Here is a 13,720-nt window from a genome sequence, read left to right on the forward strand (position 1 = left end):
TATGCAAGCGCTCGATCTACTGTTAACGCGTGTGTCTTCGCCGGTATTAGATGAGCCAGCGCCAACACCCGAACAACTGGATTTGATTTTTCGTGCAGCGTTTAGAGCACCGGATCACGGTGGTTTACGTCCCTATCGTTTTTTGCAGATTGAAGGGCAGGGGCGTGAGCGCTTAGGAAAGGTGTTCGTTGAAGCGGCGCGTATCGAGAATCCAGCAATTACCGATGCCGAGTTGGATAAGCTGGCGGGGAATCCTTTGCGAGCGCCTATGATTCTAGTGGCGATTGCCTGTTTACAAGATCACCCGAAGGTTCCCTTAATCGAGCAGCAAATTACGGCAGGCTGTGCGGCGCACAGTATGATTTTGGCCGCCTTTGCTCAAGGGGTCGACTCAATATGGCGCAGTGGGGCAATGGCCTTTAATCGCGATGTGCATCGCCTTTTGGGACTTGAGGCGAACGAAGAAATCATAGGGTTTATTTACATGGGAAAAGCACGGAAACATCGTGTGGTTCCTTGTCCTTCACCCGGAGAGTTTGTTCAACGTTGGGGGCATGCATGAATAATAAACAAGTCGCTGCTTTTTTTGACGAGATTAAAGCGCAAATCCCGTTAATCAACGCCATGGAGTTGCAAGATTTGCTGTATGACGGGCATGGTTTGAGTCTGCGTGCGCCCTTATCACCGAATATTAATGATAAAGGTACGGGCTTTGGCGGTTCCTTAGCGGCTCTGGCAACCTTGTCCGGTTGGTGTTTAACCAGCCTTTACGCCCGAGATGCCAATTTACAGGCTGGGGTGGTGATTGCCGAAAGTCATATACGCTATCTTGCACCGGTGACCAGTCACTTCACGGCAAATGTTAACCTGCCCAGTGCTGATGTTTGCAAAGCCTTTATTCGTGATCTTCGTGATCAAGGTAAAGCTAAGTGGACATTAGATGTCGATATTTACGATGCGAAGGGGCACGCGCTGAGTTTAATTGGAACCTACGTGGCGCGCATGCCCACTTAATACTGTTGAGTTTAAGGGGTGACGCGTGTTACCCGCTCAATCACGATGTTGTCAGACGGGACATTCTGATGCATGCCTTTACGCTGGGTCGAAACACGCTCAATCTGATCCACAACGTCCATGCCTTTTACGACCTCACCAAAGACCGCGTAGCCAAAGCGACCTGGTGCGCCATTCAAGTTTGGATTGTTGGCGGTATTAATAAAAAACTGCGACGTGGCACTGTGCGGTGCATTGGTACGAGCCATGGCGATGGTTCCGCGTTGGTTGGCGATCCCATTTTCTGACTCATTTTGCACAGCGGCATTTGTTGCTTTTTGCTGCATTTGCTCGTTAAAACCGCCGCCTTGAATCATAAAGCCAGGAATGACTCGATGGAAAATGAGGCCGTTGTAATAACCTGCATCGACATAAGCCAAAAAATTGGCCACGGTTAAGGGTGAGCGTTCATCGTATAATTGTATCTCGATTGCGCCTTTGTTGGTTTCCATAAGGACCGTGTGTCCGCTTGGGTAATAGACGCAAAGCTCACGAGACAAAGGGTTGAGAGTGCAAAAAATAGCTTCCGCATATAAAAATACCTTAATTCCTTATACATTAAATCGGTTCATTTCGCTGTGCAGTTGTTCAGCCAGTTGCGACAGGGCATTGGTTGCCTCTGTTGATTGTCCGACATGCTCAGCCGATTGATCCGCAATGTCTTTAATACCGTGTATGTTTTGGTTAATTTCTTTTGCAACGGCGGATTGTTCTTCCGTGGCCGTTGCAATGTGTTGAATCATATCATGAGCCGCATGCACTAGGGCGAGAATTTCGTCCAAAGCCACGTTGGCTTTTTCAGAACTTTCGAGTGTCGACTCAGTGTGCTCGACACTTTGGTTGATCGCGGACACCGCCTGCTCAGCCCGTGATTGCAGTTGATTAATGACGGATTGAATTTCATTGGTGGACTCTTCCGTGCGTCTTGCAAGTCCACGAACCTCATCGGCTACAACGGCAAATCCACGTCCACTGTCGCCAGCCCGAGCGGCTTCAATGGAGGCGTTGAGCGCAAGCAGGTTGGTTTGCGAGGCAACATCACGAATCACCTGCAGCACGCTACCAATCGTATCGCTGTCGGATTTTAGGTTTTGAATAATTTCGGCAGCTTTTGAAATTTCGTCAGAAAGCTTATGCATGGACGCAACAGAGGATGAAACAATATTGCCACCGATTTTGGCTTTCTCACTGGCATGAACAATTTGATCTGCCGCTGACTGTGCGCTGCGAGCCACTTCCTCAACGGTGGCCGCCATTTCATTAATGGCGGTTGCGGCGTTATCTAATTGAGAGGATTGGTACTTAACCCCTCTGTCGGTTTCTTGGCTGATTTGGCTCAGCTCTGTGGCAGAGGACGCCAGTGTTTCCGAGTTGGTTTTGATACGATCAATGGTGCCAGAGAGGCTTTTGCGCATGGCTTCAATTGAACCCAGTAAGCTGGACTCTTGGTGTTTTGAAATGGGTATCGTGACGGTTAAGTCACCTTGAGCGACACGTCTGACAACACTGGCAGCAAAGGTTGGATCGCCCCCGAGTGTTTGTACAATTGAACGGACGATAAGTAAGCCGATCGCGGTTGCAGCGATGACAATGAATAAAAAGAAAAAAAGCAAAATCCAAACCGTTTTTTGAACAGGGCGCATTGCCTCGCTGGCCTTGACCTCAAGTACTAATCCCCAGCCGAGGACAGGAATCGGGATATAACTGCCGACCACCTCCTCATTGGCCCCGTTTAAATAGCGACCAGACCCCGCCATCATCTGTGCTATGGCTTCGCTGGCTTGAGACGTAATGGCACGACTGGTATCGGCCATGGATCGAGAGGGTGTGAGCAGTTGTCCATCGGTATTAATTAAATAAATATCCACTTGAGGGTCTTGGTTGAGTTCTCGCACACGGTTGATCAAGGTATCAAGCGTTACGGCTCCGCGCATGACGGATACAATTTGATTGTTTTTATAGATGGGGACCGCAACGGTGCTGACCTGATTTCCTGTAGCCCTTGAAATGACGGGCTGTGAAAAGACGTCTCGACCGGAAATTGCTTGCTTAAACCAATCGCGGTCAGGAACCGAAAAGGCTTGAGCTTCACTCAGAGGTAATATATTGGCGCGGTTTTGGCTATACGAAACGCCTGAAGTACCTAAACCTTGAGGCGAGACAACAAAAATGGTGTCATAAAACCCCTGAACCTGTGCTGTTTGCTGCAGCAAATGGTTGGTTGCATCGAAGTCTCCCTCAATAACGGGAGTGAGTCGCGCTAAAAACCGCATTTCGTCTTGCCGTGCGTCAAGCCAGTCGATAAAACTTTGCGCGTAGCGTTCGCCTTGTCCTGCCAGTTGATTGATGATCATTTGTGTATGTGATCGGTAGTATTGGCTGAAAACAGTGGCGGCAATCAGGCAAACCGACGTGATCACAATCCCTAAAATCATTAGCGTCAGTTTTTTGCCAAAGGAAAGTCTGGGTGAGGCAGTAGATTGGGCGGTCATGGACAGGTGCTCCGAAAAGCAAAGTTAAATTCTAATTGTTATCTGATCTTGATCTTAAATGAAGGCTTGCGTGTTGGGTATCCACCTTGAGTTTAATACCTATGTACTTGAACCATTCGCCAATGACGGTGCGTACACCTAAGAAAAGGAGTTCTCAATGAATCGCTGTGTACGTATGAGACGATGGCAAAGATCGTTTATGTTTATTTTACTCACTTTGTTTATAGCACTTCCTGTTTATTCGTCAACTGACGAGGTTCTTCAGGCACGCTACGCTGGTTCAGCGCTGTATGATGTGTATCGAGATGACCGTCTCATTGGTACACATACACTTCACTTTGATCAAGAGGGCGATCTACTGAGGGTGGATGCAGAAATGAACCTGCAGATTCGCTTTCTAGGTATGTTTAACTACCGTTATCTATACCAAGCGACGGAACGTTGGCGCAAGGGTGAATTGCAGTCTTTAGAGGTGCGCGTTAATGATGATGGCAAGGAAACAGAGATTCAAATGCAACGTCAAGGCGATGTATTGCGGGTGTCTCAGGAGGGTAAAACACACGAAATTGAAATTGAGGGTACACTTTTAACAACAAATCATTGGAATGTGGACATTCTGTCGCAGCAGCAGGTCATTAATACGCTGACGGGCAGGCTCAGTACATTAAATGTAGAGCGCATAGGCGAGATTGAGGTTCCAAGAGGGGCCGACGAGCGTGTGATCGTTCCCCATTATCGTTTGGGTGGTGACTTGAAGGATACAGAGACTTGGTACGATGAAGATGGGCGTTGGCTTGGTATGGAATTTTCAGCTCGTGATCGCTCACGGATTCGTGTGTTAAGTCGCCAAATAGGGGTGGATCGATGAAGTCGACGCATTGCACTTGGATCACGGGTGGAGGCAGCGGTATAGGCTTTGCCCTTGCACAACAGTTGGCAGAACAAGGGCGTGTGATCGTTATTACGGGTCGCGATCCGCAGCGTTTAAGTAAAGCATGCCAAACGATCAATGCTCGCTTGGAGTTTCCTAGAGCCCATTATCAAGTGTTGGATGTGACAAATGCTCAGGCCGTGGCTGAGTGTATTAATGAAATTGAAAAAAACCAAGGGTTGATTGAGTTGGCGGTTTTGAATGCAGGCGATCATTTTGCCAATGGTTTAGATGATTTCTCGGTTGTCCCATTTCGGCAGTTGTTTGAAGTCAACGTGTTTGGGGTGTTAAATTGTGTTGAGGCTCTACTCCCTCGATTTAAAGCTCGAAACGCAGGCCATATTGCCGTCACTGCATCGGTTGCTGGGTATCAAGGTTTACCGCTGGCATCGGCCTACGGGGCGAGCAAAGCGGCTATTATCCATGCCTGTGAAGCACTCTATTTTGAGTTACGTTTAACTCAAATCAAGCTGCAGATCATTAACCCAGGATTTGTCAAAACCCCTTTAACGGATAAAAACACCTTTGAAATGCCGTTTTTAGTGGAGCCAGAGGATGCAGCAAAGGCCATTATCAAAGGACTGACATCACATCGGTTTGAAATTGCATTCCCAACCCCTTTTGTATTGATCTTAAAAACCTTAAGGTATTTACCCTATCGTTGGTATTTCGCATTGGTGGGGCGTATGACGGGATTTTCTTCATCAGGATCTGAAAAATGACAACCCAATCCAATCAAGCTGTTTGTGAGGCCTATGCCTCGGTGTTTAGTCAATTGTCCCCAGCGACAATTGAATCTTTTCGTCCGTTAGTGTCATCGGATATACGCTTTAAAGACCCTTTTAATGATCACTGTGGGTTTGAGAAAATGGCGAATGTGTTGCAAGACATGTTTAGGCATACTCAGAACCCAGGGTTTACAGTGCTTGAGCAAGATGTGTGTGGCGATCATGCGTGGTTGCGTTGGCGTTTTAGGGCGGATATGCCAGTCATAGGCGCTTTTGAAAGTGAAGGGGTGTCACGCATCGTCTTTAATGCCGATGGCAAAGTGTGTGAACACATAGATTATTGGGACAGTGCACCCTTGTATATGCAAATCCCTTTGCTCGGTCGCCTGTTAAAAGCCATTCGTAACCGTATGGCTAGCGATCACTAAAATGCTCACTCAGACTAAAGGGGGCATGATTTAGATGCTCGCCTCGGCTAAACGATAGCGTCACGGTTCCCAGCTCAAACCCCCATTTGCGAATCGTGGCTCGATTAATTAATACGCCGCCCGGTTGTAAGTACATCCAGTCGTCAAAATTGACCTTCCAACTATCATCGCCGACTTTCAAATTCATACTATAGACCCAGTGCAGAGTATTACCTTTAATCTGTCCACTGGCTTGCCCAATAATGTCGTCTGCTGTGCCCGAATATTGACCATTACCTTGTGGTGTTATCGTCCATATACGTCGGTCGAGCTCACCATCAGAATAAAGAAACAGTTCATCTAACACTAACTTTCCATTCTCCATCGTGCCGTCAATTTCAACGATAAACTCGCGACGCAGTTTGCCAAAGCGGTCTTCAAAGATCCCCCAGGCATAGACCTTTCCTTCAAAAAAATCCTCAAGCACCAGCTTAGGCTCTCGTTTATCAAAATGTTCGATGTTCATATTACTGCACCCGACCATGAGTAGCAGAAGAAAGCACAGGTTTAGTGAGCGAGCCCGCATGATGTAAACTCCCAGAAGTACGCTCGTTTAGGCGGCGTATGAGTGCTCGATGATGATGGTTTCGCAACGGAAACCTCCATAAAATTAAGATAGACATGCTTTTGAATACGCAAGGCAATAAGGCGTAGATCAATGCCAGGCTCAGTGATGGAGTCGCGCTTTGTGCATCGAAACCGCTTAGCTCCAATAAACCAAGCGCAAAGAGTGCAGCCAAGGCTAAAGCGGCTTTGGTGGCTGCGTTCCAGAGGGCGAAGAGCAAGCCTGTGTGCTCTCGTTTAAAGCGAAATTTATCCCAGTCGGCCACTTCCGCTTGAATGGCATGGGGGAGCGACAGATCGGCACCAAATGCAAAGCCAGTAAGGATACAGATTAGGACAAAGGCGTGATTATCACCGGGTGTGAGAAAAACGGCCGGTATAAATGCACAGATGGCGAGGATCATGGCGACAGACCAGAGTAGCACCTTGTCAAAACGCCGACTTAAGTAGAGCCAAAGCGGAAGGCTGCAGCAGGCGGCAATAAAGTAAATTAAAATGAACACACCACGTGCATCGGGTGAGTTACCAAGCACAGAGGTGATATACAAAGGGAAGAGCACTGCAGGTATGCCATTGGCTATGCCGTTGAGCAGCCATGCAGCAATCAATCGAATGGCTAAGCGATTGTTTTTGATATCGTGCCAACGACCTTGTGCCATCTTAAGGTAAGAGGGCGTAGGTAAGTCGGATAAGAGTCGATACAGGAAAAAAGCTCCCAGTAGAACCGTGACCAGCATCATCGACTGCAGTACCGCCTGAGTTGAAAAACCCATCAGTGCCAACAACGGAAGACAGGCGGAAAGCAACAGACCCAACAAGGAAAACCCTTCTCGGTAACTGATGGCACGTGAGCGTTGGAAGCTGTCGGAGCTAAGGTGAGTGATCCAAGTGATGTAAGGAATTTGAATCAGCGTCCAGCCCAAATAGAGTAGAGCCGACCCTGCAAACAATGAGATTGCAGCTGTGCTCGGGTCAGGGTGGATGAGCAACCAGAGACCAGGAATACATAGCAATCCTCCCGCCACAAAGGTCAGTTTAAACAGTTTACCTTGCACATGATCCAACCACCGACCAATTAAAGGGTCACTGATGACGTCCAGCACACGTGCCAACACCAACAGCAATCCCACCATGCCCAACGACATTCCAACCTCTTCTACATAAAAAGTGGGGAGCAGAATGTACACGGCGACGGTGGGAATGGCTAAAGGGAGGGCGGGGAGTGCGTAACTCAGCACAGCCCGCTTGGGTAAATGGCTGTTCACTTGGCTTCCAATTGATAAAGACCAACATCAATGGTTTTGTAGCGAAAGCCACCCTCACAGTACGCGAGGTAGAAGAGCCACATACGTCTGAAGCGCTCATCAAATCCTTGTGCCTGAATGCGAGGCCATTGCTCTATAAAACGATGACGCCAGCGGGCAAGTGTGGTTGCGTAATCCAAGCCAAATAGCAACTGATCTGTGATGTCAAAGCCTTGTTGAGCGGCGGCAAGGGTTAGACGTTCAGGTGAGGGTAACATTCCGCCCGGGAAAATGTAGCGTTGGATAAAGTCGGGATTGCGGCGATACTCCTCGAAACGCGTTTCATCAATACTGATGATTTGTAAAATGGCCTTGCCACCGGGACGCAAACAGTTTTTCAATTGCGTAAAGTAGGTGTCCCAATGCTCTTCACCCACGGCTTCAAACATCTCGATTGAAACAATATGATCATACTGCGCCTCAACATCGCGGTAATCCGTCAGGCTGAAGGAGCATAGGTGATCGAGTTTAGCGGATTCAATTCGTGCACGAGCAAAGGCGAGCTGTTCTTGCGACAAGGTGACACCGTGAACTTTGACCCCAAACTCATGCGCGGCAAACTCCGCAAAACCACCCCAGCCACAACCGATTTCGAGGAGCTGCTGACCTGGCTTTAGATCTAGCATCTCGGCAATTCGACGGTATTTATTGAGTTGAGCTTGATGCAATGACTGATTTTCATGGGCAAAGAGCGCCGCTGAATAGGTCATGCTTTCATCCAGCCACAACTGATAAAAGTCGTTGCCAAGATCGTAATGATAGGCAATGTTTTTGCGGCTGCCTTTTTTAGTGTTAGAGCGTTTTAAGTGTATTAACCGATTGAGCGCACGTATCCAGGCTTTACCATTATTGAGCTCTGGCATTTTAGCTTCATTGCCTAACGCCCATTGAACTAAGGCCACCAGGTCAGGGCTGTCCCACTCACCGGCCATATAGCTTTCGGCAACACCGAGCTGTCCGCCTTGTAAAAAGCGGCGTAAAGGTTTCAGGCTGTGCAAACGAATCTCGGCTCTCGGTTCCCCTTCGTGTTGATGACCGAATGTCAGTGTTTGTCCGCTGGGGAGCGTAAACAACAAGGTGCCGAAATCAAGATGAGGTAGATACTTCATCACGGTATTGAAACAAAGACGGTTAAACCAGCCTGTTCGGGCAAGAGCGCTTGTGCAGTGAGAGTTTGGTAGTGTGAAGGCTTCATAATGAGTTCATCTCCGTCTGCTGGACCAATGAAATTCGATGTTCAGGTGGGGTGGGTCGAGGCTGTATACGCAAGCCTTTTCGCCATAATTGCAGGGCTTCCCAGTGAATACCTGCAATGACTTTCATGGTCATCAGCGGATGACGCCAAAATGTTTGAGTGATTGTTTTTTCGGTTATTTCAATACGCTGACCGGTAAAGGTCGCATTCAAAATGGCTCCTTCTGGATCCGTTTGCTGAATCAGAACAGCGACCTTGTCACCCGGAGGCGTCATTCTGAATTGGTAGTTTGTCTCCATCGGCATAAAAGGGGAGACGTAAAAGTGTTTGTTACAGGCTTGCTGTATGACCTTGCCTGAGGCTTTCTCGACAGGAATCAGATACGAGTGGCGCTGATTAAACGTATTACTGACTTCATACAGAATTGCGACGAGTTCGTTATCCTCGTTGTAGCAATAAAACACACTTAAGGGATTAAACACGTAACCCAGTATGCGTGGATAACACAAAAGGCGAATCGCGCCTGCGCCTAGATCGATCTGGTTGTCTTTGAGGAGTCTATTGACCTGCTCCTTCAAAGGCGTTGTACTGCCATCACCGTGATCCTTGGTGTGGAATGAAAAAAGATTGAAGCGGTTGACTGAAAAAAAGCGTAAGCGATTTAAGGCCTCTAGCTCGTCAAGGTCCAATAGCCAAGAGCTGACGTTATACACAAATCGATGTTTGGCAGGCTTTAAGCGTTGATGCATCACCTCGCCGCAGTAAATAGCGGAATGAAGAGAGAGACTCATGCGACCGCTTCCTGATTCAGCTTTGTCGGGACGCTTAGGTGGATGAACATGAATGCGACTGTTGGGGTTATCTAAACTCCAAGGACGTTTGATACCGCCAAGGCGTTCGGCAACGGCAAGTCCTGACTGTAAGCCATCTTCATGGAAACCGTAACCAAACCAAGCACCACAGAACCAAGTGTTTTTAACACCCTGTAAACTCCAAAGTGACTCTTGAGCTTGGATCGACTCAAGTGTGAAGGCTGGATGATCGTATAAGTAACTGCGGCAAATGCTACCTTCTTTTGGCTCGCTCAGCGGATTCAGTGTCACGAATAAAGGCTTTTCCTCGGGTAGATGCTGCAAGCGATTCATCCAATAGGTAACACTGAGCGTGTCAGTGCTGTGCTCTTGGCCTTCGGCAAGATAGTTCCAGCTTGCCCATGCGGCTTTGCGCTTTGGCATTAAGGCAGGATCATTATGAAGAATGGCGCGGTTGCGCTGATACGGAAAATGCCTCAGCAACTGCTGCTCGTCGACAGTGGCTCTGCCAGCATCTCTAAGGATTGATCGGCATGGCACGCCAATACGACATGATCGAAAGTTTCGCGTCGACCATGTAAGTCTTCCAGAATGACCTTACCGTTGTGTCGATGAATTTTATGGATATGTTGGTTCAAGCGCAGATTTTCGCCCAGTGCATCGACAATTTTCTGCACATAGACTCGGCTTCCACCTTTCACCGTGCGCCATTGAGGGCGGTCTTTAAGTTGCACTAACCCATGATTCTGGCAAAAGCGTAAGAAGGTTTGCGCAGGATACTCAAGCATCTGCTTTGCGGGTGTTGACCAGATAGCCGCTCCCATCGGGATCAGGTGTTGTTGAATAAACGCCTCGCCATAACCATGGTGTTTGAGCAACTCACCCAATGACATGTTTGCCGTTGCTGGATTTGTTGCCATGCTGTCGGACTCTTTATAGAAACGAAGCAGGTCTTTAATCAACATCCAAAAACTGGGTTTAAAAAGGTTACGACGCTGGGCAAAGAGACCGTTTAAATCGGTACCACTGTACTCAACCTCTCCTTGATTTAAGCTCACGGCAAAGGACATTTCTGTTTCAAGGCTTTCAACCTCAAGGTGGTCAAAAAATTTAACAAGATTCGGGTAATTAACGGGGTTAAACACAATGAACCCCGTGTCAACGTCAATCCGTGCTCCATCTGGGTAATCAACGGCCACAGTGTTGGAGTGTCCACCGGGACGATCGTCTTTTTCGAAGAGGGTGACATTATGGTGTTGATTAAGAAGCCAAGCGCATGAAAGACCGGAGATACCCGATCCGATTACCGCTATCTTTAAGGGTCTAATTACTTTAACGTTCATTGGGTGGCCTCATGCCTTGCAAAGGTTTCGTTAGTGAGCCTTACGTGTCAGTTTATGTGCTTAGATCACTAAGACTAAACACATATTGTGAACCGACGATTTTGAGGTTAAAAGAGATGATCTATTTCAGACGACAGCCCGTAGGATGATGCAATGAATAACGACGAGCCTTTAGGAGGCGATGTGAACGCAGTCTTAAGCATTGCGGAGGAGAGGAAAAAAGAAATGCGTGACAATTGGTCTGCGCGTTTGACTTCTCTGGCCGAAACCCGGGATAAAGCTGTATTTGCGAGTTTATTTGATTACTTTGCACCACGTCTAAAGGCTTACATTACTCGTCTAGGCATGCCGCCAGCAACGGCTGAAGAGGTTGCGCAAGAAGCCATGTTATCGGTATGGCGTAAAGCGCATATGTTCAATGCTGAAAAGGCCAGTGCAAGCACGTGGATCTTCACCCTCGCACGCAATCTGTGTATTGATAGAATGCGCCGAGAAAAGGCAGTTGAATACGAGTTACCCGAGGAAGAGCCTGATCCGGAGCAGCGAGATCAAGGTGAACACTTAATACTCGAAGAACGGATGCGAGACGCTATTGCCACTCTGCCTGAGAACCAAGCGCAAGTGTTGCATCTATCCTATTACGAAGGGAAATCGCATTCTGAAATTGCCGACCAGTTAGGGATTCCGTTGGGCAGTGTTAAATCAAGATTACGTTTAGCGTTTAGCAAGTTAAAAGCGCATTGGGGAGAAGAAGAGTGAACATTAGCCATCATTTTGACGACGCTACTTTAATGGCCTATGCCTCCGGCAGTCTCCCCCAGGGCATGGCTTTATTAGTGGCTTGCCATTTACATTGGTGCCCACATTGCCGTCAACGTCTCGCCGAGGCTGAAGCGATTGGTGGTGCTCTGTTGGCACAAATTGAGCCTATGAGCCTGAAAGCCGATGCACTTAAATCGGTGATGGATCGTTTGGATCTTGAGGAAGAGATACCGCTGCCGCAGATACGTCCTGTGCAAACGGCAACGGATTTACCTGCTCCTTTACATCATTACCTTCAGACAAACCTTGACCACCTGCCTTGGAAGCGTTTGGGCTATGGTGTTCATCATATTGATTTGAACTTAAAGGGACCCGGCGCAACGCGCTTATTGAAAATTGCACCGGGTGTTTCGGTCCCTCACCATACTCATGCAGGTAACGAGTTGACCTTAATCCTGCGCGGTTCTTACACAGATGAGTTTGGCCGCTTTAGTGCAGGAGACGTAGCCGATTTGGATGGTGAAGTAAAACACCAACCTATCGTTGATACCGATCAAGACTGTATTTGCTTAATTGCGACGGATGCTCCCTTGAAGTTTACGGGTTTAATGGGACGTTTGGTGCAGCCATTTATAGGACTATGATAAGACCTTCATTATGAATGTGTATTGGATTCGAAATGACCTGCGCCGGATAGACAATCCGGCGCTTTTTTATGCCTGTGAATCGCAACAGGGTGTGATTGCCGTGGTGACACTGACGCCAAAACAGTGGCAAATGCACCTTGAATCTCCGGCCAAAATGGCATTGTGGCGTGATCGACTGAAGGTGTTAAAGGATGAGTTGCTGCAGCTCAATATACCGCTGCGTGTGCTGTCGCTTGACACCTTTAAAGAGGTGCCTAAGGCGTTACAGCAGTTTGTCATGTCGGTGGGAGCTTCAAAGCTCTTTTTTAATTATGAGTATCCGTTGAATGAGCGCCAACGAGATCAAGCGGTTTGTCATGAGTTGAATGCCGTTGGGGTTGAATGTTTAGCCTTTCATGGCGAGTTAATTGTTCCGCCCGGTCAGGTACTGACAGGGCAGGGAACACCCTTTAAAGTATTCACGCCCTACAGTCGCGCTTGGCGCCAATACCTACTCAAGCACTTAACGCCCGCGCTGGGGCTTCCGGCAATGCAGCCTCCATCGTTTATGCCGTCTGATGATGTGCCCCATGACCTAGGCTTAACGCTGCTTGCCAATGACGAGCGCGCCTATGATCCCACCCTCTGGCCTGTCACCACGGCTGATATCCATCAACGATTAAATCGTTTCATTGATGAGCGGGAAGCGGACTATAAAGCGCTGCGTGATTTTCCATTTAAAGATAAAACATCACGGCTGTCACCTTACTTGGTCCTCGGTGCAGTGTCGCCAAGGCAATGCCTTGCCGCACTAATCAGTCACTACGCATCAGATGCTTGGCTAGACAGCACTTGGCTCAACGAATTGATTTGGCGTGAGTTTTATCGCCATATGCTGGTGGCATTCCCAGAGCAGAGTAAAGGCTATCCCTTTAGGCCAGAAGTTGAAGAGAAAATACAATGGCAATTTGATGAAAAGCGCTTCAAAGCCTGGTGCCAAGGTGAAACCGGCTACCCGATTGTCGATGCCGCGATGAAGCAGCTTTTGTCCACGGGCTGGATGCACAATCGTTTACGCATGGTGGTTGCTTCTTTTCTCACGAAGTTGTTGCGAGTTGATTGGCGGATAGGGGCCGATTTTTTTATGTCTCAGTTGATAGATGGCGATTTTGCATCGAATCAAGGCGGTTGGCAGTGGTCTGCATCGGTGGGGGCAGATGCTGCGCCGTATTTTAGAATTTTCAATCCAGAGCTTCAAAGTGAAAAGTTTGATGCGTCGGGTGAGTTTATTGCCTTTTGGTTGCCAGAATTGCGACAATTACCGGCTAAGCAGCGCCACACACCGGGTGCCGGTCAGTCGTTAGGGCGGCCTGCACCCATTGTTGAGTATAAAAAGGCGCGGCAAGCAACATTAGATGCCTATCAATCCCATGCAAAATGAGA

The 13,720-nt window shown here is 48.1% G+C and carries 15 protein-coding genes; 8 read left to right on the forward strand and 7 right to left on the reverse strand.

All coding sequences use genetic code 11. From position 1 onward, the window contains the following. Position 1 precedes the first annotated feature (1 nt). Both D791_RS01895 and D791_RS01900 read left to right on the forward strand, forming a co-directional pair. Positions 2 to 562 carry a nitroreductase family protein gene (locus D791_RS01895; protein ID WP_036506979.1) on the forward strand — a complete coding sequence of 187 codons (561 nt, stop codon included), beginning with the start codon at positions 2 to 4 and terminating at the stop codon, positions 560 to 562. Next, the gene (locus D791_RS01900) at positions 559 to 1,014 is read left to right on the forward strand and encodes a YiiD C-terminal domain-containing protein (protein ID WP_036506982.1); all 456 of its coding nucleotides are present in this window, start codon (positions 559 to 561) and stop codon (positions 1,012 to 1,014) included. The genes D791_RS01895 and D791_RS01900 overlap by 4 nt, the downstream gene beginning before the upstream one ends. A gap of 11 nt (positions 1,015 to 1,025) precedes the next feature. Here D791_RS01900 and D791_RS01905 read toward each other — a convergent pair whose 3' ends face one another. Both D791_RS01905 and D791_RS01910 read right to left on the reverse strand, forming a co-directional pair. Further along, entirely contained in the window at positions 1,026 to 1,505 is a 480-nt protein-coding gene (locus D791_RS01905) for a peptidylprolyl isomerase (protein ID WP_051513957.1), read from the reverse strand. A 99-nt stretch (positions 1,506 to 1,604) separates the two neighbouring features. Then, complete coding sequence (locus tag D791_RS01910) at positions 1,605 to 3,545, reverse strand: methyl-accepting chemotaxis protein (protein ID WP_036506988.1); 1,941 nt, start codon at positions 3,543 to 3,545, stop codon at positions 1,605 to 1,607. Positions 3,546 to 3,702: 157 nt separating this feature from the next. On the opposite strand from D791_RS01910, the gene D791_RS01915 reads away from it, so the two are divergent. The 3 genes from D791_RS01915 to D791_RS01925 are packed head-to-tail and all read left to right on the forward strand — an operon-like array spanning position 3,703 to position 5,632. Further along, positions 3,703 to 4,413, forward strand: coding sequence for a DUF6134 family protein (locus D791_RS01915; protein WP_036506991.1), 711 nt, complete (start codon positions 3,703 to 3,705; stop codon positions 4,411 to 4,413). Beyond that, positions 4,410 to 5,198 carry an SDR family NAD(P)-dependent oxidoreductase gene (locus D791_RS01920; RefSeq protein WP_036506993.1) on the forward strand — a complete coding sequence of 263 codons (789 nt, stop codon included), beginning with the start codon at positions 4,410 to 4,412 and terminating at the stop codon, positions 5,196 to 5,198. Before D791_RS01915 ends, D791_RS01920 begins: the two co-directional genes overlap by 4 nt. After that, the gene (locus D791_RS01925) at positions 5,195 to 5,632 is read left to right on the forward strand and encodes a nuclear transport factor 2 family protein (RefSeq protein WP_036506996.1); all 438 of its coding nucleotides are present in this window, start codon (positions 5,195 to 5,197) and stop codon (positions 5,630 to 5,632) included. The genes D791_RS01920 and D791_RS01925 overlap by 4 nt, the downstream gene beginning before the upstream one ends. Here the strand turns inward: D791_RS01925 and D791_RS01930 are convergent. The 5 genes from D791_RS01930 to D791_RS01950 form a co-directional block, all read right to left on the reverse strand. Then, positions 5,619 to 6,137 (reverse strand): DUF3833 domain-containing protein, encoded by a 519-nt coding sequence (locus D791_RS01930; RefSeq protein WP_051513958.1) that lies wholly within the window; start codon positions 6,135 to 6,137, stop codon positions 5,619 to 5,621. The genes D791_RS01925 and D791_RS01930 overlap by 14 nt on opposite strands. Before the next feature lies 1 nt (position 6,138). After that, positions 6,139 to 7,500: an MFS transporter gene (locus D791_RS01935; RefSeq protein WP_051513964.1), complete on the reverse strand. Its 1,362-nt coding sequence runs from the start codon at positions 7,498 to 7,500 to the stop codon at positions 6,139 to 6,141. Then, the gene (locus tag D791_RS01940) at positions 7,497 to 8,648 is read right to left on the reverse strand and encodes an SAM-dependent methyltransferase (protein WP_081763678.1); all 1,152 of its coding nucleotides are present in this window, start codon (positions 8,646 to 8,648) and stop codon (positions 7,497 to 7,499) included. The genes D791_RS01935 and D791_RS01940 overlap by 4 nt, the downstream gene beginning before the upstream one ends. Positions 8,649 to 8,730: 82 nt before the next feature. Continuing rightward, the gene (locus tag D791_RS20565) at positions 8,731 to 10,086 is read right to left on the reverse strand and encodes an FAD-dependent oxidoreductase (protein WP_237748471.1); all 1,356 of its coding nucleotides are present in this window, start codon (positions 10,084 to 10,086) and stop codon (positions 8,731 to 8,733) included. After that, complete coding sequence (locus tag D791_RS01950; protein ID WP_237748472.1) at positions 10,023 to 10,889, reverse strand: NAD(P)/FAD-dependent oxidoreductase; 867 nt, start codon at positions 10,887 to 10,889, stop codon at positions 10,023 to 10,025. Before D791_RS01950 ends, D791_RS20565 begins: the two co-directional genes overlap by 64 nt. A 153-nt stretch (positions 10,890 to 11,042) precedes the next feature. On the opposite strand from D791_RS01950, the gene D791_RS01955 reads away from it, so the two are divergent. Genes D791_RS01955 through phrB form a run of 3 tightly spaced genes read left to right on the forward strand, consistent with a single transcriptional unit; the run spans position 11,043 to position 13,718 of the window. Continuing rightward, complete coding sequence (locus D791_RS01955; RefSeq protein WP_036507002.1) at positions 11,043 to 11,648, forward strand: sigma-70 family RNA polymerase sigma factor; 606 nt, start codon at positions 11,043 to 11,045, stop codon at positions 11,646 to 11,648. Then, positions 11,645 to 12,295: a ChrR family anti-sigma-E factor gene (locus D791_RS01960; protein ID WP_036507011.1), complete on the forward strand. Its 651-nt coding sequence runs from the start codon at positions 11,645 to 11,647 to the stop codon at positions 12,293 to 12,295. Before D791_RS01955 ends, D791_RS01960 begins: the two co-directional genes overlap by 4 nt. 13 nt (positions 12,296 to 12,308) lie before the next feature. Next, a complete protein-coding gene (phrB, locus tag D791_RS01965) occupies positions 12,309 to 13,718 on the forward strand; it encodes a deoxyribodipyrimidine photo-lyase (RefSeq protein WP_036507017.1) in 1,410 nt (469 codons plus the stop codon). The last annotated feature ends 2 nt before the right edge of the window (positions 13,719 to 13,720 follow it).

Source organism: Nitrincola nitratireducens (assembly GCF_000585235.1).
Classification (GTDB): Bacteria; Pseudomonadota; Gammaproteobacteria; order Pseudomonadales; family Balneatricaceae; genus Nitrincola; species Nitrincola alkalisediminis.